The organism is Flavobacterium sp. WC2416 (genome assembly GCF_041200095.1).
Lineage (GTDB): Bacteria > Bacteroidota > Bacteroidia > Flavobacteriales > Flavobacteriaceae > Flavobacterium.
Map to the genome: position 1 here is coordinate 2,297,979 of NZ_CP165626.1, position 20,486 is coordinate 2,318,464.

The 20,486-nt window shown below is 32.4% G+C and carries 16 protein-coding genes; 3 read left to right on the forward strand and 13 right to left on the reverse strand.

Features of this window, described 5'->3' with window-relative positions; translation table 11 throughout:
* Nucleotides 1-19: 19 nt before the first annotated feature.
* The 13 genes from argB to AB3G39_RS09850 form a co-directional block, all read right to left on the reverse strand.
* Nucleotides 20-805 carry an acetylglutamate kinase gene (gene argB, locus AB3G39_RS09790; RefSeq protein WP_369765057.1) on the reverse strand — a complete coding sequence of 262 codons (786 nt, stop codon included), beginning with the start codon at nucleotides 803-805 and terminating at the stop codon, nucleotides 20-22.
* Complete coding sequence (locus AB3G39_RS09795) at nucleotides 795-1,742, reverse strand: N-acetylornithine carbamoyltransferase (RefSeq protein WP_369765058.1); 948 nt, start codon at nucleotides 1,740-1,742, stop codon at nucleotides 795-797. The genes argB and AB3G39_RS09795 overlap by 11 nt, the downstream gene beginning before the upstream one ends.
* A 66-nt stretch (nucleotides 1,743-1,808) precedes the next feature.
* Nucleotides 1,809-2,570 carry a glutamate 5-kinase gene (proB, locus tag AB3G39_RS09800; RefSeq protein WP_369765059.1) on the reverse strand — a complete coding sequence of 254 codons (762 nt, stop codon included), beginning with the start codon at nucleotides 2,568-2,570 and terminating at the stop codon, nucleotides 1,809-1,811.
* 90 nt (nucleotides 2,571-2,660) lie between these two features.
* Nucleotides 2,661-3,857 (reverse strand): glutamate-5-semialdehyde dehydrogenase, encoded by a 1,197-nt coding sequence (locus AB3G39_RS09805; RefSeq protein ID WP_369753870.1) that lies wholly within the window; start codon nucleotides 3,855-3,857, stop codon nucleotides 2,661-2,663.
* A gap of 84 nt (nucleotides 3,858-3,941) precedes the next feature.
* Complete coding sequence (locus AB3G39_RS09810) at nucleotides 3,942-5,078, reverse strand: aspartate aminotransferase family protein (RefSeq protein WP_367770128.1); 1,137 nt, start codon at nucleotides 5,076-5,078, stop codon at nucleotides 3,942-3,944.
* Nucleotides 5,079-5,149: 71 nt separating this feature from the next.
* Entirely contained in the window at nucleotides 5,150-6,127 is a 978-nt protein-coding gene (argC, locus tag AB3G39_RS09815; RefSeq protein ID WP_369765060.1) for an N-acetyl-gamma-glutamyl-phosphate reductase, read from the reverse strand.
* A 130-nt stretch (nucleotides 6,128-6,257) separates the two neighbouring features.
* Nucleotides 6,258-7,451 (reverse strand): argininosuccinate synthase, encoded by a 1,194-nt coding sequence (locus tag AB3G39_RS09820; protein ID WP_367753280.1) that lies wholly within the window; start codon nucleotides 7,449-7,451, stop codon nucleotides 6,258-6,260.
* Nucleotides 7,452-7,520: 69 nt separating this feature from the next.
* Entirely contained in the window at nucleotides 7,521-8,138 is a 618-nt protein-coding gene (locus AB3G39_RS09825; RefSeq protein WP_367770124.1) for a GNAT family N-acetyltransferase, read from the reverse strand.
* Nucleotides 8,139-8,596: 458 nt separating this feature from the next.
* The gene (locus AB3G39_RS09830) at nucleotides 8,597-9,781 is read right to left on the reverse strand and encodes a hypothetical protein (protein WP_369765061.1); all 1,185 of its coding nucleotides are present in this window, start codon (nucleotides 9,779-9,781) and stop codon (nucleotides 8,597-8,599) included.
* Nucleotides 9,782-9,935: 154 nt separating this feature from the next.
* Entirely contained in the window at nucleotides 9,936-11,597 is a 1,662-nt protein-coding gene (locus tag AB3G39_RS09835; RefSeq protein ID WP_369765062.1) for an MFS transporter, read from the reverse strand.
* A 194-nt stretch (nucleotides 11,598-11,791) separates the two neighbouring features.
* A complete protein-coding gene (locus AB3G39_RS09840) occupies nucleotides 11,792-12,499 on the reverse strand; it encodes a LytR/AlgR family response regulator transcription factor (protein WP_367753272.1) in 708 nt (235 codons plus the stop codon).
* Nucleotides 12,489-12,971 carry a sensor histidine kinase gene (locus AB3G39_RS09845; RefSeq protein ID WP_369769327.1) on the reverse strand — a complete coding sequence of 161 codons (483 nt, stop codon included), beginning with the start codon at nucleotides 12,969-12,971 and terminating at the stop codon, nucleotides 12,489-12,491. The genes AB3G39_RS09840 and AB3G39_RS09845 overlap by 11 nt, the downstream gene beginning before the upstream one ends.
* Before the next feature lie 38 nt (nucleotides 12,972-13,009).
* A complete protein-coding gene (locus AB3G39_RS09850) occupies nucleotides 13,010-13,321 on the reverse strand; it encodes a hypothetical protein (RefSeq protein ID WP_369769328.1) in 312 nt (103 codons plus the stop codon).
* A gap of 491 nt (nucleotides 13,322-13,812) precedes the next feature.
* Here AB3G39_RS09850 and AB3G39_RS09855 point away from each other — a divergent pair, with 491 nt between their 5' ends.
* The 3 genes from AB3G39_RS09855 (at nucleotide 13,813) to nagB (ending at nucleotide 20,474) form a co-directional block, all read left to right on the forward strand.
* Nucleotides 13,813-16,842 (forward strand): SusC/RagA family TonB-linked outer membrane protein, encoded by a 3,030-nt coding sequence (locus tag AB3G39_RS09855; protein WP_369769329.1) that lies wholly within the window; start codon nucleotides 13,813-13,815, stop codon nucleotides 16,840-16,842.
* A gap of 10 nt (nucleotides 16,843-16,852) precedes the next feature.
* Nucleotides 16,853-18,433, forward strand: a complete 1,581-nt coding sequence (locus AB3G39_RS09860; RefSeq protein ID WP_369765064.1) for a RagB/SusD family nutrient uptake outer membrane protein — start codon at nucleotides 16,853-16,855, stop codon at nucleotides 18,431-18,433.
* Nucleotides 18,434-18,536: 103 nt separating this feature from the next.
* Nucleotides 18,537-20,474, forward strand: coding sequence for a glucosamine-6-phosphate deaminase (nagB, locus tag AB3G39_RS09865; protein WP_369765065.1), 1,938 nt, complete (start codon nucleotides 18,537-18,539; stop codon nucleotides 20,472-20,474).
* The last annotated feature ends 12 nt before the right edge of the window (nucleotides 20,475-20,486 follow it).

Below are 20,486 nucleotides of genomic sequence, written 5' to 3' on the forward strand. Positions count from 1 at the left end.
AGGGTGTGACTAACTTTTATTATAATTCAATTTGTGTGCAAACTGCATTAGCGTCTTTCAGCATTTTATGATGACCAATTTTTATGCTATGCACTCCTTTGGACAAGCTATTGAAGCAGTTATCTAATTTAGGAATCATTCCGGAATGTATGGCTTTCTCGGCTTTTAATTTGGCGTACAATTCGTAATTCATTTTTTCAATTACTGATGAGTCATCTTCGGCATCGTATAAAACACCAGGTTTTTCAAAGCAGTAACTCAATGTTACCTCAAAAACATCCGATAAAGCAATCGCTAATTCGCTAGCAATTGTATCTGCATTAGTATTTAGCAACTGTCCTTTTTTATCGTGTGTAATGGCACAAAATACAGGAACAATGGCGCTATTTACTAAAGTAGCCAGTAGGGAAGTGTTGACTTTTTTAACATCACCTACAAAACCGTAATCAATGGTAGGATGGTTTCTTTTTTCGGATTGGATTAAATTCCCGTCAGCTCCTGAAAATCCGATCGCATTAGTGTTATTGGCTTGCAATTGAGCCACAATATCTTTGTTGATTTGTCCTGCATAAATCATGACCACAACTTCAAGCATGGCAGCATCAGTAATGCGCCGTCCATCAATCATTTGAGGAACTAGGCCAATGCTTTTTGCCATTTTGGTAGCCGATTTTCCTCCACCGTGAACCAATACTTTATGCCCCTCTATTTTTGAAAAGTCAGCTAGGAATTGTTTAAGTTCTGCGGCATCATCAATAATATTTCCACCAATTTTAACTACTGTAATGGGTTTTTTATTGTGCATTTTCTAATATTTTTTGTAATACTAATTGCGCTGCATAAGTCCTGTTGTTGGCTTGTTCAATCACGATTGAATTTTCGCTGTCTATCACTTCATCTGTAACAATTACATTTCGTCTCACGGGTAAACAGTGCATGAATTTGGCATTGTTCGTTAATGCCATTTTCTCAGTAGTCACAGTCCAGTTTGGGTCTGAATTTGTTATTTTTCCGTAATCAATATAATTACTCCAGTTTTTAGTATAAATAAAATCGGCATTCTCAAACGCTTTGTTTTGATCGTATTCAATGATTGAATTTTTTGTAATTTCTGGATTCAATTCGTAGCCTTCAGGATGAGTAATTACAAAGTCGGCATCTTGTAACTGCATCATTTCCACAAAAGAATTGGCTACAGCTTGAGGTAAAGCTCTAGGGTGTGGCGCCCAAGATAAAACTACTTTTGGACGGTGTGCCGTTTTGTGTTCTTCCATGGTTATGGCGTCAGCCAATGCTTGTAATGGGTGTCCTGTACAACCTTCCATGTTGACAACGGGTACAGTTGCAAATTTTAAGAATCCAGCCAAAACTGTTTCGGAATTGTCTTTTTCTTTGTCAACTAAGCCAGCAAATGCTCTTACCGCAATAATATCACAGTATTGAGAAACTACTTCGGCAGCTTCTCTAATGTGTTCTGAAGCGCCTTGATTCATCACTGCGCCATCTTCAAACTCTAGTGTCCAACCTTCATTGGTAAAATTCATTACCATCACATTCATTCCTAGGTTTAAAGCTGCTTTTTGAGTACTCAAACGCGTTCTTAAACTCGGGTTGAAAAACAACATTCCTAAGGTTTTGTTTTTACCTAGCTTTTTGTTTTTAAGAGGCTTCTTTTTAATTTTTAAAGCTTGTTTCACCCATGTGTCGAGTGAATCTATATTTTTTACTGATATGTAGTTCATTGTTTTATTGTTTAATCGGTTTTTGTTTAATCAGTTAATCGTTTAACCGATTAAACACATAAACATTTATATAATTTTCGTAAACGGAATACTGTTGTTTATCGCATTCAAAATAAAATCATCTTTTAATCCATTGACAACCCAAGTTTCAATATTGGCGGCTTTTGCAATTGCAGCCGCTTCAATTTTGGATTGCATTCCACCAGTACCATGTGATGATTTAGAATCGCCAACTTCTTGTTGCATTAAAGCTAAATCAGTTACTAATGAAATGGTTTCTGGAATATCGTTATGAATTGAAGCTTTTGTATAGATTCCGTTTGTGTTTGTTGCGATTATTAAAATATCAACTTTTAAAAGTACCGCTGTTAAAGCTGCTAATTTATCATTGTCTCCAAATTGGATTTCGTCTGTAGCAACTGTATCATTTTCATTAATTATTGGGATATAATTATTCTCAATCAATACATTGATGGTGTTAACGATATTCACTTTGGATTGTTCTTTTTCAAAATCTGAATATGACAATAAACACTGTGAAGTCAATAATCCTAAATCACTAAAGTTTTCATGGAAAATCCGCATTAAATGGGGTTGTCCAATAGATGCTAATGCTTGTTTAACGAAAATTTCTTTTCCTTTACTTTCTAACTTTACAAATTGTTTTGCAGCTGCAATAGCACCAGAACTTACAATTACAAATTCGTATTGATCGTTTAAAGCAGCTATTTGCATTCCAATATCTTCAATCTTTCCTCTCGAAATATGATTGGTTTCCTTGGTTAAGGTATTGCTTCCTATTTTTAGTAATATTCTTTTTTTAGCCATTATTTCTAATTTAAAAATTGAAAGATTTAAGAATTTAAAAATTTCTTTATCCCAATCTTTTAATACATGAATCTTTTAATCTTTAAATCCCTATCTAATCTGTCCTTCACCATAAATATACCATTTATTAGTAACTAGGTGCTGTAAACCAATAGGACCTCTTTGATGTAATTTATCAGTGCTTATTGCTAATTCTCCTCCTAGGCCAAACTGACCACCGTCTGTAAATCGAGTAGAGGCATTTTGATAAACTGCGGCAGTATCTACATTGTCCATGAATATTTGCGCTGTTTCATTATTTGTTGTAATTATCGAAGCTGAATGCCCGCCACAATATTTATTTATTTTATCAATGGCGCCTTGATCAGAATTGGTTGTACCAATTACAATTTTATAATCTAGAAACTCTTCATACCAAATTAAATCGGATTCGATTGCAGGAACGTTTGTAGCTGCAGCTACAGTTGAATCTCCTAAAACAATTACATTGAACTCTTTTAATTTTGCCACAACTCTATTTGCAAATACTTCCCAATTAGGAAGATTAGTATCAATTAATACTTTATCTAAAGCATTACAAACAGATATGTTTGAGGTTTTTCCGTTTACAATGATAGAAAGTGCTTGGTCTAAATTGGCCTCTGCATTTACGTAAACAAAATTGTTTCCTCTACCACTTACAATAACGGGGCAAGTAGCATGTTTTTTTGTAAAGGCAATTAATTTTTCTCCACCACGCGGAACAATTAAGTCAACTTTTTGTGTTGGTTTTTCTAAGAAAGCTTGGGTTTCAGTTCTATCATAATTTAGGTATTCTACCCAAGAAGTGGCAACGTCATTATCAGTCAATGCTTGATGCCATAGACTCACGATTTTTTGATTCGAAAGTAACGATTCTTTACCGCCTTTCAATAAAATTTTATTTCCCGATTTGAAAGCAATTCCGCCTGCTTCAACAGTTACGTCTGGACGTGATTCGTAGATGATTAGAATTGTTCCAAATGCAGCAGTTTTATTACTGATTTTTAATCCGTTATCATGAGTGAAGTTAAAACGAACTTTACCTACTGGATCTTCCTGACTAGCCAATTGTTGCAACGATAAAATCATTCCATCAATCTTAGTATCATCAACTAATAAACGTTTTTCCATAGCCAAATCATCCCCAGAATAATTGTTTAAATCCTGTTGATTGATTGCTTTAAGAGGGGCTCTCTCTTGTTCAAGAAGTACAGCCATTCTACTTAAAACAGCATTTCGTTTTTCTATGGATAATAAGGTATTCATCGTTTTTAGTTTAATAGTATAGAAGAAATTAAACATATAAGTCATATAAGTTTGAGGGCTTATTAGACTTATATGTTTAAAATATTATTTCAATTCGGCCAATGATTCTTGTAAAGCAACGATAAATGTGTCAATTGCTTCGGTTGTAATAGTCAATGGAGGAAGGATTCTCAATAAGTTTTTATTGTTGGCTCCACCTGTAAATATATGTTTTTCAATAATCATTTTCTTTCTCAAAGCACTCACGTCAAAGTCAAATTCAACTCCAAGCATTAATCCTCTTCCTTTTACTTTGATGATTTCTGGAATTACTTTAATTGCTTCAAAAAAGTATTCGGATACTTTATTCGTGTTTTCAAGTAAGTTCTTGCTTTCCATCACGTCTAGAACTGCGATACCAGCAGCGCAAGCCAAATGACTTCCACCAAACGTAGTTCCTAGTAATCCGTAGCTTGCTTTGAATTTTGGAGAAATTAAAACACCTCCAATTGGGAAACCATTCCCCATTCCCTTAGCAGTGGTTACAATATCAGGATTGATTCCGTGATGTTGGTGTGCAAAAAACTTTCCGCTTCTTCCGTAACCCGATTGTACTTCGTCCAAAATCAAAACCACTTCATTAGCAGCACAAACTTTTTCCAACCCTTGAAAGAATTCCGTTGTTCCTTGGTCTAAACCACCAACCCCTTGAATAGGCTCAATGATTACGGCACAAACATCTCCTTTTTTCAATTCTGTTTCAACCAGTTCGATTTGGTTCAATGGCAAGAAAGTAACTGCTTGTTGTGCGTTTAATGGCGCTACAATTTTTTTGTTATCGGTTACTGCAACAGCAGCAGATGTTCTTCCGTGAAACGAGTTGTCAAAAGCAATCACTCTTGATTTATTGGTATGAAAAGAAGCTACTTTTAAAGCGTTTTCATTGGCTTCAGCTCCAGAGCTACATAAGAACAAACTAAAATCAGTCAAGCCAGACGCTTTTCCTAATTTATCAGCTAGTTCTACTTGCAATGGATTTTGGATAGCATTCGAGTAAAAACTCAAATTATCCAATTGTGCTTTTACTTTAGCCACATAATCTGGCTGAGTGTGACCTATTGAAATTACTCCGTGACCAGAGTATAAATCTAAATATTCAATTCCTTTATCGTCTGTAATAGTGCAATCTAATGCTTTTACAGGCGTGATAGGGTATAATGGGTAAACGTCAAATAAGTTCATTTTGATTTTTTGTTTAATTGTTTAATCGCTTATTCGGCTAATCGATTAAACGATTCACCGATTAAACTTTTTTAGAATCCAGATGGTTTCAAATGCAATCCTGTAGTTTCTTCCAATCCAAACATTAAATTCATGTTTTGAACGGCTTGACCTGAGGCGCCTTTGAGTAAATTATCAATAACAGAGGTTATTAATATCCGGTTCTCTTTTTTCAATAAACTAATAATACATTTGTTTGTTTGTACTACTTGCTTCATGTTAATGTTAGTTGTAGTAACGGTTACAAACGGTTGGTCAACATAAAATGCTTCATATTTAGCAACTAAATCTTCTAAACTTTCCTCAGATTTTGTGTATAAAGTTGCAAAAATACCTCTTGGAAAATCACCTCTGTTTGGAACAAAAATTAATTCGTCACTGTAGGAAGCTTGCAATTGATTGATGCTTTGATTGATTTCGCCCAAATGTTGGTGCTCAAAAGCTTTGTAGTGTGAGAAATTGTTGTTTCTCCAACTAAAATGCGATGTAGGGGATAAACCAACACCAGCACCAGTACTACCCGTAGTAGCGTTGATGTGAACATCTTCGGTTAATAATCCGTCAGCGGCCAATGGCAATAAAGCCAGTTGGATAGCTGTTGCAAAACAACCAGGATTTGCGATATAATTAGCTTTTTGAATGTCTATTTTATTCAATTCAGGTAAACCGTAAACAAAAGATTTTCCTTCAAAATCTTTGTCTTTCGTTAAACGGAAATCATTTCCTAGATCGATGATTTTGGTTTTATCAGAGAATGTGTTGTTTTCTAAAAACGAAATTGATTTTCCGTGTCCTAAGCACAAAAAAAGAACATCAACATTAGGATTGATAGTGTCCGTAAAATTCATTTCGATATCGCCCATTAAATCTTGATGCGCTATAGAAAGTGGTTTTCCTGCGTTAGTTGTACTGTAAACAAAATCTAATTTTGCATTAGGGTGAAACATTAGAATTCTAATTAATTCTCCTGCTGTATATCCTGAACCACCTATTATTCCAATAGTAATCATAATCTATGTTTTTTTAGTAGAAAGTCAAATGTCTTAAAGTTTATAAAGTCAATTGCTTCATCACATGGGATTATTTTATAATACCAAGTAATTTCGACTTTATGACTTTTGACTTTCGACTGTTAAATTTTTACTCGTAAGTTTCATTGTTTACCGATGAAAATATGTTTTGAGCATTACCTAGAATTTTAATAAATCCTTTCGCATCGTCAGATGTCCAAGCATTGTTCATTTCCCCATATTGACCAAAACCAGTATTCATTAAATCATTAGCAGATTCTATTCCGTCCAATGAGAAATGGTATGGTTTTAAAGAAACTGTAACTGTTCCGTTAACTGTTTTTTGAGTATCTTCAAGGAAAGCCTCGATGTTACGCATTACAGGATCAAGAAATTGACCTTCGTGAAATAACATTCCGTACCAGTTTCCTAGTTGCTCTTTCCAGTATTGCTGCCATTTTCCTAGAGTGTGTTTCTCTAATAAATGGTGTGCTTTAATTATGATCAGCGGAGCAGCTGCTTCAAAACCAACTCTTCCTTTTATTCCAATAATGGTATCGCCTACATGAGTGTCTCTACCAATTGCGAAAGCGTTTGCTAATTTCTCTAAAACAACAATATTATTGGATGGCTTATCTGCTTTTCCATTTACGGCAACCAATTCCCCTTTTTTAAATTCTAGAGTTACTTTTTCTTCGCCTTCTTTTGTTAATTGAGAAGGGTAGGCTTCACTTGGTAAAGCTTGGTGTGAAGTAAGTGTTTCTTTACCACCAACACTAGTTCCCCAAAGTCCTTTGTTGATAGAGTATTGTGCTTTCTCCCAAGAATAGTGTACACCATTTTTTGATAAATAGTCTACTTCTTCTTGTCTTGATAATTTTAAATCACGAATAGGAGTGATGATTTCGATTTCAGGAGCGATGGTTTGAAAAATCAAGTCAAAACGAATTTGATCATTTCCTGCACCAGTACTTCCATGAGCGATAGCTTCGGCACCTACAGATTTCGCATATTTTATGGCTTCAATTGCTTGAAAAACTCTTTCGGCACTTACAGATAAAGGGTAGGTATTGTTTTTAAGTACATTACCATAAATTAAATACTTGATAGCTTTATCGTAATATTTGTCTACAATAGTCAGGTTTGCGTGTTGTGCACTTCCTAATTCATATGCTCTTTCTTCAATTGCTGTTAATTCTTCATCATCAAATCCTCCTGTATTAATTAATACAGTGTGAACTTCATATCCTTTTTCGTTTTTTAAATATTTAAGACAATATGAAGTATCTAAACCTCCGCTATATGCTAATACTACTTTTTTCATTTTTGAGCTTTTATGGGCTAAATGTGTTAGTTTCATTTAGCTAATTTTATTTTTATTTTAATTTCCTTTTTAGTCTTCCAAAAAAAGGGCCTGCTTAATTTTTTTTAAACGGTTCCAAATCCGGACATTAAAAGGATGCTTTGGTGGGATCTTTTGTTTTTCTTTTGGGTCATAAAGCATTCCTGTACACAAACACATTTTATTGTCTTTGCTTTTTAGAATCTCATAATTCGTACAAGTTTGACAACCTTTCCAAAAACTTGGATCGGTAGTTAGTTCAGAAAAAGGCACGGGTTTGTATCCTAATTCTGAATTTATTTTCATAACGGCCAAACCTGTTGTGATTCCGAATACTTTAGCATTTGGATATTTCTTTAAAGAGTATTCAAAAACTTTAGATTTAATTTTTTTGGCTAAACCTAAATTTCTATAATCAGGGTGTACAATTAATCCAGAATGTGCAACATAGTTACTGTCTTGCCAACTTTCGATATAACAAAAGCCTGCAAATACACCATTGTCTAAAGCAATTACGGCATCCTTATTTTCCATCTTTTTTTGGATGTATTCAGGAGTACGTTTTGCAATTCCAGTTCCTCTCAATAAGGCAGATGATTCTATGGTATCGCATATAATTTGTGCGTACTTAAAATGTTCTTCCTGGGCTATAATAATAGAGATATTCATTTCAGAAGATGAATTTTTTGGTTAAAAAATAAGCTATAAATTAAATTTGAGAAGCAAAAGTTAAAGAATTTATATGTAAAAACAAAGTAATAAAGTATTGAATAACAATTAGATATAAATGTTATTGAATGTTGTTTTTTATTGTTTTTAGGATATGATAATCCAATGTTTAACAGTTGGGATTTCAAAACGGTAAAATGAAAAATGAATACTATATAACTAAACTTGTTTTGGCTACTATAAAGATAGTATCCGTACTTCGGGCGAAGTACTAGCTGGTTTTATCCGTGAGATAGATGTTATATGTAATCTTGTATAATTCATTGGTGCAAAAGTACACTTATTTTTGACATGTAATCTTTATTTTATATTTTCTAACAATTTTTTAGCAAAATGTTAGTAAAACTCGATATTTTAATATTTCATTGCTAAAATGTACTATTCAAATTGAAGATTATTTATTTTCTGAATTTATTTTGTGTAATTATAGCTTTTAGTTTTTCTTTCAAGTCTTCACCAGTATGATATACCATTTGTTCATTGGAAGGAAATGGTAATGGTCTTCGGTCAAAATAGTTATAGTAATCAATATCAGCAGCTCTTTTGTCTCCTTTGTAAGTTGCATATCTATTTTCAAATATAAACTCAGATGCAATTGGAAATGATTCTAATAATTGATTGGTTTTTAGATTTACATAATCAACTTTAGCGGTTATTTGACACGCTTTAAATTGATTGAATTCGTAAATTCTAATTTTGATTGCTTTAAAATTATCAACTTTTATTGGATTTCCAAGACTGTCTTTTACTATTTTTCCGTTTCTATCTACAACTGTTTTAAACCCGTCTTTTATCTGTTTTTCGTTGAAAAATTCTTTCTCTTTAATTTGCTCAGGGGAGATGTTAATTTCTCTAAAATTCATGATTAAGCCATAATCATAGTTAATTCCGTTCTGTTTATTGTTGTGATAAACGGTCCATTTGTCATTCATGCCATAAGTGCTAAAGTCTAACAGCTCATTTTGTAAAATAATTGGAATAACCATATTGGTTTCATTTCTCAAAAATACATGTACAAAATCAGTTCCTTTGAATTGGGCATCTTCTATTAATTTTAAAACATCCTTGAAATTGGGGTTTATTTGATTGAGGTAAACCAAATCGTCGTAAGCTTGTCGGAAATCTATTTTTGAATTAGACGCTAATAATTTTTTACTATTACCATATAAATATTGTGATAAAGCATTTTTACTTTCTATAATTTGTGTGTTGTAATTATCAAATGGAAATCGAGCATTTTTTCCTTGTGGTATAAATTTTAAGGGGAGTAATGGTTTTATTTTTTCTTGACGAATATTTAGTCCTATGTAGGTAGTGTAAATTTTTTCTAAATTCGATGAGTTTGCATCTTGGTTCAACAAATTAAGAGTGTTTAAATCGCGTTCTTTTGCTTTTGCAAATGCCTCTTCAAGAATGTAAATATAGTCTTGCTTCCCTTTTTTGTCTTTATTGGACCTTAGATTAGAAATTGAATTATCAATAGCATCATCATAGTTTCCTGAAGTTAATAAATTGCGAGTTTGCTTAACGCCACAAGCCGAAAAAATAATTATAAATGCAAGGAGGAGTAAAGATTTTCTCATAAGGAATAGTTTAAACAAATGTATTTATTTGATTATCTAAAATCAATTTTAATGCCAAAAAAAAACCACCAAAATTAAATTTTGATGGTTCTATTATTTTGAATTAAAAATTGAAACGCTATTATATTAAAATAGTTTTTTCTTGAAAAAGGAATTAATGCGCTCCACCAACTTCAATGTCATGTCCAATACCTTGTTTTTCTAATATAGCAATTACTTTCCAACCGTAGAATGCAATGAAAGCAAAACATAAAACGGGAATGAAATAAGAGGCATGGATACCAATAATATCAGCTAACTTTCCTTGTAATGGAGGGATGATACCACCACCTAAAATCATCATTACTAAGAATGAAGAACCTTGAGAAGTGTATTTTCCTAATCCAGCAATAGCAAGAGAGAATATAGAAGGCCACATGATACTTAAAAACAAACCACCACTCATAAAAGCAAAAATAGCAATTGTACCAGTAGTTGATAATCCAATTAACATTGCTATCATACCCATTAAACCAAAAATCATTAATGTTCTTGAAGGTTGATCTTTTCCTAAAAAGAAACCTACAATTTGAAATGCAATTACAAATGCATAAGCATACAATGGCGTAACATCTTGTCCAGAAATTGCATTTGCTGCTAAAACTACTCCAAAAGCAACATAAGGAATAACGATTAACAATATTTTTTTAAGTTGATTTGAAGGGTTGAAAACTGAAATTGCTCCAGCCCAACGTCCAATCATTAAACTTCCCCAGTACATTGACATATATGGTGCTAATGAAGGACCTGTAATCGAACCAAAATCAGCAGTTTTTAATAATTCACCAAGATTACTACCGATCGTTACTTCTACACCTACATAAGTGAAAAGAGCTAGCATCCCTAAAACTAATTGAGGGTATTTCATTGCTCCCCATCCTTCTGATTTTTTTTGTGCCGTAACGTTTGCAAATAATAGTCCAAATACAACAATTACTAATGTAGAAACAGTTAAACCTAAACCTAAATAATCTTTTTCTTTATTCTCAATAAAACGAGTGATAAATTCAGGATCTTCGTAACGAGAGAATATATAGGCGAATACAACAATCAAAATTAGTGTAATACCAATTAAAGTTTTCATTGCTTTACTAGCTGGTTCAAAAGTAGAATCACTTTTTCCATCAGGTAATTTTTTTGAGAAAAAGAATAAAGCTGCAGCCAATAAAAATAGACCACCAACAAATACGTATAAAATTCTCATAGAATCCAAAGAATTAGCTTTTTGTGCAAATTCTTCAATATCTATTCCAGATATCACACCAAACAAAGCGATAGAAACAACTATCGGTCCTATTGTAGTTCCAAAGGAATTGACTCCTCCAGCAAGATTCAATCTACTGGATGCAGTATGTGCTTCTCCAAGTGATGCTGCAAATGGTTGTGCTGATGTTTGTTGTAATGAGAAACCCAAAGCAACTATAAATAAAGCTCCAAGAATAAACAAATAACTTCCTTCCGTTACTGCTAATATCATCAATGCAGCTCCAAAAGTACTTACAAGTAAACCATAAATAATTCCTTTTTTGAACCCCCAAGCGTTTAAGATATCTTTTTTTGATATGCTACTAAATATAAAAAGTAAAATTGCACCTATGTAATAAGCACCATAAAAAGCAAAATCAATAAGTTGACTTTGAAATTGATCTAAGCCAAATTTGGCTTTACAAAAAGGGATGAAAACACCATTAGATGCGCCAATAAATCCCCAAAAGAAAAACACTGTAATAAGTGTATAAAGCGCGGAATTATTAGACTTTGTTTGTTCTGTATTCATAATTGTTCAAGAATTAGTTTTTTATGGTTAATTAATTTTTAGTTTTCAAGAGCGTAAATATATTTGTTAAGCAAATTAAAAAAAAACAATTTTGTATAAATATTATTTAAATTGTGTAATAATCACTTTTTATTAAAAAAAGATGATTATTTTTCAAGGAAAAGCAAGTTTTTTTAATAACCTACCTATTGTATTTATTCCAAAATTCTACTCTTAACTTCTTTATTGTAATTTCTTCCTATTGGTAAAGTGAAAGAATGAATTTGTATTCTATTCCCTTCAATAAATTTTATTTTGTTGAGAGCAATCGTGTACGATTTATGGATTCTTACAAACTGGTCGATAGGTAATTCTTCTGTTAATGACGTTAATGATTTATGAGTAATATAAGTCTTGTCAAGGGAAACGATCTTGATGTATTCTTTCATTCCTTCTATAAATAAAATTTCATCAATAATTAGTTTTACCATTTTTTTATCCACTTTAATAAATAAATGTGGCTCTACACGAAAGGGCTCAATTTTTATATTGTTTTTTAAGTTAATTTCGGTCGAAATTTTATTAATACACTTAATAAATCGAGTTATAGGTAATGGTTTTATCAAATAATCTAATACATCTAAGTCGTAACTTTCGGCGGCAAATTCTCGATATGCAGTTGTAATGATTATTTTAGGTTTGGGTTCCTTTTTTATTAACCTTATTAATTCAAAACCTGTCATAATAGGCATTTGGATGTCTAAAAAAACAACATCAAGAGCAGTCGTATTTATAAAATTTAATGCTTCTAACGTATTTGTGAAGGTTGCAACTATTTCAAAATCGGGAAAGTTTTTAAAATAATTCTGCAATACCTTTATCGCAAATGGTTCGTCATCAACTATAACACATTTAATCTTCATTATTGATAGGTATTTGTAAACTTATTATATAATAATTAAACTTTATTTTATGGTCTAAAGTATATTTATTCTTGAAAATTAATTCCAATCGCTTTTTAGTATTTTTTAAGCCAATGCCTATTTTGGGATTAAAGTTTTGTGAAAGTACAAAATTATTTAGGATTTCAAAACGCAATATTGATCCATTAATAATTTTACAATTGACTTTTATTTTAAGGTTTTGATTGTTAATGCCTCCATGCTTAAAAGCATTTTCAAGAAGTGTAATTAATAATAATGGGGGCACCATAACATCATCAATATTAGATTCGATATTAATAGATACTTCAATTTTTTCAAATCGAAGTTTTTCAATTTCAATATAATTTTGAATATAATTAATTTCTTTAATTAATGGAACAACTGTGTTTTCTTCAATATCATATAAAACATATTCCATCAACTGGGAAAGCTTAATAATTACATCTGGCACTTTATCTGATGACTCAAGAGATAAAGCGTAGAGATTATTTAAAGTATTAAAAAAAAATGGGGTTGAATCTGGTTCTTTAAATATTTCAATTTTATTTTAAATTGCTCTTCTATCAAAGTTTTGTTTCTATCTCTTTCTTTCAACCAAGTTAAAGTGAGGTAAACTGAAGACGCCATTGCTAGAACATATAATTCACCAATACATACTGCTATTATATGGTTTATTTCAAATGGTTTATATTCTCTATTTGCTTCTGGCCAAATATTTTCGGAAATAATATAATAGGTAAGTCCCGTTTTTAATAAATAGACCATGGTAAGACTGAATAGTAAAGCTATGGTATATTTCATGTACTTCGATTTGACTACATATTTTGGTATTAGTACAAATAAATTAAAATATACTAATGGAATATGAAGTGCAAATTCAATAATATTTGATTTAAAAGAGTACTCATAATGATTAAAATAAGCACCCCAACGCAAAAAATTTAATAAAAAGTATATACCCCAAAACCATAAGTGGTTTTTCAGTTTTATATCGAATTTTAGTTCTTTTAATTCACTCACTTAGTTCATCTTTAATTTAAATACAGAAAGTCCAGATTAATAACAAAAGTACAACTTTAGTCATTTTTTTTAATATAAATCAGTTTTTGTTACATAAAAATATGTTTTTTAATGAAATCATTATTGAAAAATCATTTATGGTGTTTTACTAAAAAACCTGTTATAGACAAAATAATGTCGTTGGTTTAAAATAATGTACTGTTGGTTTAATTTTTTTTTTGAGAATGTTCTTACTGATACATTTACGAAATAACTAACATAAACTTTTAATTATGAAACAAATTATTTTAATCTTTATGATGGTTTTTACTGCACAAGTTACGCTTGCACAGTCTAAAATCATCAAAGGTTCAGTTGCTGATGCATCTGGGATGCCGTTACCAGGGGCTTCCATTGTTGTAAAAGGCGAGTCCAAAGGAAGTGTTACCGATTTAGATGGTAATTTTTCTATTGAAGCTCAAAAAGGGAAAACTTTAGTAGTTTCCTATTTAGGATTTGAAACACAAAATATTGCTATTGGCGACTCTAGTACTATTACTGTTCAATTGAAAGATGCTTCTTCTAACGCACTTAATGAAGTGGTTGTAACTTCATTGGGTATTAAGAAAACGAGAAAGTCATTAACCTATTCTGCTCAAGAGTTAAAAGGAGAAGAATTAACTAGAGTAAAAGATGCTAACATTATTAATACGATTGCTGGTAAAATATCAGGAGTTGCGGTAACTAAAAGTGCTGGAGGAACTGGTGGATCTACTAAAGTTGTAATTCGTGGAAATTCATCAGTGAGTAACAATCAACCGTTATATGTTATCGATGGTATTCCATTGTTTAATGGAACTTCAGGTCAACCAAATAATGCTTTTGGTGATACTGCAGGTGGAAACCGTGACGGAGGAGATGTTGTTTCTCTTATTAATCCAGACGATTACGAAGGGATGACAGTACTTAAAGGGGCAGCTGCTTCTGTATTGTATGGAAGTCAAGGTGCAAATGGAGTTATTTTACTTTCTACAAAAAAAGTTAAAGAAGGAAAATCAAATTTTAAAGTTTCCTCTGTTACCACTTTTGAAAGTGCTGCTTATTTACCGAAATTTCAAAATGATTATGTAGCAGTTGAAGGCGGTGAAGAAACCTGGGGAGCAAAAGGAGCTTCAAATGACCATGTGAAAGGTTTTTTTGATACAGGAAGTACTCAAATTACTTCAATGGCTTTTTCTTCTGCGACTGAAGCATCATCAACAAGTTTATCGTATGCTAACACAAGTGCTGCAGGAATAATTCCAGGAAACAATTTGAAAAAAAATAATTTTGGAATCCGTCAGACAGCTAAATTTTTCAATGATAAATTAAATGTTGCCGCAAATGCTAATTATACAACTCAAAAAATCATTAATAAGCCAGTTAACGGACTTTACTTTAATCCTTTGACAGGTGTTTATTTAATGCCTAGAGGAAATGATTTCAATGAATATAAAAACAATTTTGAAGTTTATGATCCCACAAGAAATCTAATGGCACAAAACTGGATGACGGATAGAGATATACTTCAAAATCCGTACTGGGGAATTAATAGAAATAAGTCTGAGGATACGAATCAGTTTTTTAATGGTTCTATTGCTTTGGATTATAAAGTGAATAATTGGTTATCACTTGCTTCAAGATACAGTTATAACCGTTCCGAAAGTGGTTTTGATAAAAAGATATATGCTACAACACAGGGTACATTGTCACATGCAAATGGGAGGTATATCAACGTAAATACATTAAGTACACAACGATATGCTGACTTTATTGCTACAATCAATACAGATTTGAATACAGATATTAGTTTTAACGCAAATGTTGGTACAAGTATAACTAATACAATAGGGAATCAAAGAACTACTTTAGATTCTGGTATTGGTGGAGGATTACAAATTGCAAACTGGTTTACATTAGGGAATTTTGTTAATAATGCGGGTAATCTACAAACATTAGATGCTACCAAAGAAGTGCAATCAGTTTTTGCGGCAACTACTTTTGGTTACAAAGACATGTTATTTTTAGATTTAGCTGCAAGAAACGATTGGTCTTCTACATTAGTAAATACCAATAATTCAGGATTCTTTTATCCTTCAGTGGGTGTTACTGGAATTATTAGTGAAATGACAACTTTGCCAGAATTTATTAACTACGGAAAAGTTAGAGCTACCTATGCACAAGTAGGAAATGATATATTTTCATTTGTTACTTCGCCAACCTATGGATATACTGCTGAGGGTAATAAACCGCCAGTAGTTGCGCCAAGACCAGGAGGTTCATTGCAACCAGAATTAAAATCAGAAATAGAGATAGGTACAGAATGGAGAATGTTTGATAATAGATTGGGTTTCGAGTTTTCTTATTATAACTCAGAGACTAAACATCAATACTTACAAATACTTGCACCACCTACAAATCCTTTGGGAGTAAAATACTATGGTATTAACGCTGGAAGTATCAAAAATCAAGGTTTTGAAGCCGTTGTAACTGGAAAAATAATTAAATCAGATAAATTCTCTTGGGATACTGCTTTGAACTATTCCATTAATAAAAACACAGTTAAGGAGATCCCAACTGAACTAGGAGGGAAAGTAATCTTGACCGAAGCAGGTGTTAACAATTACAGATATGTATTGGAACAAGGAAAACCGTTTGGGGTTATTGAAGGAGTAAACATTAAAAGAGATGAACAAGGAAGAGTGTTATTGAATTCAGATGGAACAATTCAAAAAACGGGTTTTGAAGAAGTAGGAAATTCCAATCCTGACTTTATGTTAGGTTTTTCAAACTCTTTTAAATTTGGTTCTTTCTTTGCAAACGTTTTAATCGACGCAAGATTTGGTGGTGATGTAATGAGTTTAACAGAGGCTATAAATGATGAGTTTGGTGTTTCTAAAATAACAGGTGACGCGAGAAATGCTGGCGGAGTTACAATCAATGCAGTTTATCCTGATGGAACAGCGTATGCGGGAAAATACCCAACAGAGAGTTATTATAAACAAACTGGAGGTAGAGCAGGTGCTACTGGTGAATATGTATATAGTGCTACCAATGTAAGTTTAAGAGAAGTTTCAATAGGATATACATTTAATACCAATAAGCTACCTTTTTTACAAGCTGCAAGTTTATCGCTAATAGCAAGAAATTTGGGATTTATCTATAAAGACGCTCCTTTTGACCCAAATATTTCATTAAGTACTGGTGAGGGTTTACAAGGTATTGATGTTTATGGAATGCCATCTACAAGAAGTATTGGTCTTAATTTAAATGTAACTTTCTAATTAAAAAATCATGAAATTAAATACTATAAAAAAAGCAGCTATTTGCGCTACTTTACTCGCAGCAGTAAGTTGTACAGATAATTTTGAAGAAATAAATACAAATCCAAACGGTATTACCCAACAATTACTAGAGCAAGATTTTAATCATATTAAAGGTTCTTTTAGCCCTATGTTTAATAATATCTTAGTTCTTACTCCAGAGTGGAAATACCAAGTGCAACAAGGTTTGCAGGGAGATATTTGGTCAGGATATATGGCAACACCTACCGGTTTTGCAGGAGGGTCAAATAATACTACATATGATTTAGTAGACGGTTGGAATGGTTTCTCCTGGGGGGCTGCATACAGTGATGTTATGTACAATGCCTATTCAGTAGAACAGAAAGCAAAAGGCAAATACGATCAATTTTATGCATTGTCTTTGATTTTGAAAGTGGAAGGGATGCATAGAGTAACAGATACTTATGGACCAATTGTATATTCAAAATTTGGAACAACTGACCCAGTTATTGAATATGATTCTCAAGAAGAGGTTTATAATTTAATGTTTAAAGAATTGGATTTTGCAGTATCTGATTTAACAACAAGAGTAGATGCAAATGAAGTTTCTACATTTGTCACTACAGATTTGTCGGGTTACAAAGGAGATTATAAAAAATGGGTTGTATTTGCTAATTCATTGCGATTAAGATTGGCGATGCGAATTGTAAAAGTAAATCCGACATTAGCCAAAACTGAAGCAGAAAAAGCAATTTCGCAAAAATTTGGTGTAATGACAACTAATGATGATTTATTCAAAGTGGTATCGCCAGTTTATAATAATCCAATTGCTACAATAAGCAATGCTTGGGGTGACATTCGTATGTCAGCTGATATGGAGTCCATTATGGGCGGTTATGCTGATCCTAGGTTAGCCGTTTTCTTTAAAACAGCAGTACAATTCCCAGGACAATACAAAGGAGTTCGCACAGGAATTGAAATTGCAGCCAAAGCGGATCATGTTGATTTTTCAGGTATTGGACCAATTGTAAATTCAAAAGAAATTGTTTTAATGACAACAGCCGAGGTTTATTTTTTAAGAGCTGAAGGGGCACTAAGAGGTTGGAATATGGCTGGTGACGCACAAGGTTTATATGAATCAGGTATATCAAGTTCGTTTAGTCAGCTGGGAGCTTCTGGTGCAGCGGCTTATATTGCTGATAACATAAAAACAGCTAAGGCTTATGTGGATCCCAATTTTCCCGTAAATAATGGAGCTGCTTTAAACGATGTTACAGTTGCTTGGAATGCTGCTGGAACCAATGAAGTTAAATTGCAAAAAATTATTACACAAAAATGGATTGCAGGTTTTCCTGAAGGGCAAGAAGCTTGGTCAGACTATAGAAGAACTGGATATCCAAAATTATTGCCCGTACTTAAAAACACAAGTGGTGGTAAAATTGATACTAATCTTGGAGTACGAAGGTTAAATTTTGTTCAAGCTGAAAAAGACGGTAATGCAGGTGGAGTAGCTACAGGAGTTGCCAAACTTGGAGGACTTGACAATGGTGGAACAAGACTTTGGTGGGATAAAGTAGGAGGAAACTTCTAGAAAAAAAAAGATTAAATTTAAAAGGTATAAGTATTTAATTTGCTTATACCTTTTTATAAAATTCATATCTTTATAAATTTAAGTTAGATAAAATAGTATAAAAATGAAAAGTGCTTTAGAAATGAAACCTGATATTAGTTACAAAAGTGTAGGTAAGTTTGAAGAAACCAGATTTGAAAAAATTCATAATGAAATTTTTAAAAACTCTGCAGAAGCTTCTGTAGTTGTTGCACAAGAAATTGCGCAATTAATTAGATTCAAACAAGAAAAAAATGAAATTTGTGTTCTTGGTTTAGCAACAGGATCTTCTCCAATAAAAGTATATGACGAGTTGGTACGAATGCATAAAGAAGAAGACCTTAGCTTTTTTAATGTTGTTACTTTCAATTTGGATGAATATTATCCAATGAAAAAAGAAAACAATCAGAGTTATCATTATTTTATGCATCAACATCTTTTTGATCATATAGATATCAAACCAGAGAATATTAATATTCCTGATGGAACAGTTGCTATAAATGAATTAAATCAATATTGTATTGATTATGAAATGAACATCAAAAATGCTGGAGGTTTAGATTTTCAATTATTGGGAATTGGACGTACTGGACATGTAGGGTTTAATGAACCTGGTTCACATATTAATTCAGGTACAAGGATAATTACATTGGACCATATTACTAAGGTTGATGCATCATCTGATTTTAATGGTATTGATAATGTTCCTAAAAGAGCTATTACCATGGGAGTTTCTACAATTCTTAGGTCAAAACGAATTGTATTAATGGCATGGGGTCAAAATAAAGCGGACATTATAAAACGTACTATTCAAGGCGATATAAGTTCTGAAATTCCAGCTACTTTTTTGCAACATCATACTAATGCCACTTTTGTATTAGATCAATCGGCAGCATCAGAATTAACTCGTTTCAAAACACCATGGTTGGTTGGAGAGTGTATTTGGACTCAAGAATTGCAAAGCAAAGCTATTGTATGGTTGTGTCAAAAAACAAAACAGTCGATACTTAAATTAACAGATAGAGATTATAATAACAATGGGATGTCAGATCTTTTGGCATTGGAGGGTTCTGCTTATGATTTGAATATAAATATGTTCAATATTTTGCAGCACACTATAACAGGGTGGCCAGGTGGAAAACCAAATACGGATGATACCAATAGACCAGAACGTGCTAATCCAGCACAAAAAAGGGTAATCCTTTTTAGCCCACATCCAGATGATGACGTAATTTCTATGGGAGGAACATTTTCTAAATTGATAAAACAAGGACATGATGTTCATGTTGTATATCAAACTTCGGGAAACATTGCAGTTACGGATGATGAAGCATTGAAATTTGCTGAGGTATGTAATGATTTTGTTGGAGTAGAGGAATCAAAAATTAATTTTAAATCAATTATTAATTTTATAAATAATAAAAAAGAAAATCAAGCCGATTCTTTAGAAGTTCGAAAATTAAAAGGACTAATTAGAAGACGTGAATCTTATGCAGCTACAAGATATATTGGTTTAAAAGATGAAAATACTCATTTCCTAGATATGCCATTTTATGAAACGGGTCATATAAAGAAAAAGCCATTGGGTGCTGAAGATATTGCAATAGTAAAAAATAGTATTGCGACAATTAAACCACATCAAGTTTTTGCAGCTGGTGATCTAGCAGATCCACATGGAACACATGAAGTATGTTTGAATGCTATTTTTGCAGCGATGGGAGAATTGAAACAGGAGCCCTACATGAAAGATTGTTGGTTGTGGTTGTATAGAGGCGCTTGGCACGAATGGGATATTCATGAAATTGATATGGCGGTACCATTGAGCCCAGATGAAGTGATGTTAAAAAGACATGCTATTTTATTCCACCAGTCACAAAAGGATCGCGTTATGTTTCAAGGAAATGATTCCAGAGAGTTTTGGGTTAGAGCTGAAGACCGAAATAAAAATACAGCAAAATTGTATGATGATTTAGGTCTTGCTGAATATGAAGCTATTGAAGCGTTTAAACGTTTCGATTATTAATTAATTGTTCCA

What these genes read in the sequence shown, in the direction of transcription:
- nagB (WP_369765065.1), top strand. Translation starts at nt 18,537, where the DNA reads ATGAAAAGTGCTTTAGAAATGAAACCTGATATTAGTTACAAAAGTGTA.
- AB3G39_RS09820 (WP_367753280.1), bottom strand. Translation starts at nt 7,451, where the DNA reads ATGAAAAAAGTAGTATTAGCATATAGCGGAGGTTTAGATACTTCATAT.
- proB (WP_369765059.1), bottom strand. Translation starts at nt 2,570, where the DNA reads ATGGCTAAAAAAAGAATATTACTAAAAATAGGAAGCAATACCTTAACC.
- argB (WP_369765057.1), bottom strand. Translation starts at nt 805, where the DNA reads ATGCACAATAAAAAACCCATTACAGTAGTTAAAATTGGTGGAAATATT.
- argC (WP_369765060.1), bottom strand. Translation starts at nt 6,127, where the DNA reads ATGATTACTATTGGAATAATAGGTGGTTCAGGATATACAGCAGGAGAA.
- AB3G39_RS09825 (WP_367770124.1), bottom strand. Translation starts at nt 8,138, where the DNA reads ATGAATATCTCTATTATTATAGCCCAGGAAGAACATTTTAAGTACGCA.
- AB3G39_RS09795 (WP_369765058.1), bottom strand. Translation starts at nt 1,742, where the DNA reads ATGAACTACATATCAGTAAAAAATATAGATTCACTCGACACATGGGTG.
- AB3G39_RS09850 (WP_369769328.1), bottom strand. Translation starts at nt 13,321, where the DNA reads ATGAAATATACCATAGCTTTACTATTCAGTCTTACCATGGTCTATTTA.
- AB3G39_RS09840 (WP_367753272.1), bottom strand. Translation starts at nt 12,499, where the DNA reads ATGAAGATTAAATGTGTTATAGTTGATGACGAACCATTTGCGATAAAG.
- AB3G39_RS09860 (WP_369765064.1), top strand. Translation starts at nt 16,853, where the DNA reads ATGAAATTAAATACTATAAAAAAAGCAGCTATTTGCGCTACTTTACTC.
- AB3G39_RS09855 (WP_369769329.1), top strand. Translation starts at nt 13,813, where the DNA reads ATGAAACAAATTATTTTAATCTTTATGATGGTTTTTACTGCACAAGTT.
- AB3G39_RS09810 (WP_367770128.1), bottom strand. Translation starts at nt 5,078, where the DNA reads ATGAACTTATTTGACGTTTACCCATTATACCCTATCACGCCTGTAAAA.
- AB3G39_RS09830 (WP_369765061.1), bottom strand. Translation starts at nt 9,781, where the DNA reads ATGAGAAAATCTTTACTCCTCCTTGCATTTATAATTATTTTTTCGGCT.
- AB3G39_RS09805 (WP_369753870.1), bottom strand. Translation starts at nt 3,857, where the DNA reads ATGAATACCTTATTATCCATAGAAAAACGAAATGCTGTTTTAAGTAGA.
- AB3G39_RS09835 (WP_369765062.1), bottom strand. Translation starts at nt 11,597, where the DNA reads ATGAATACAGAACAAACAAAGTCTAATAATTCCGCGCTTTATACACTT.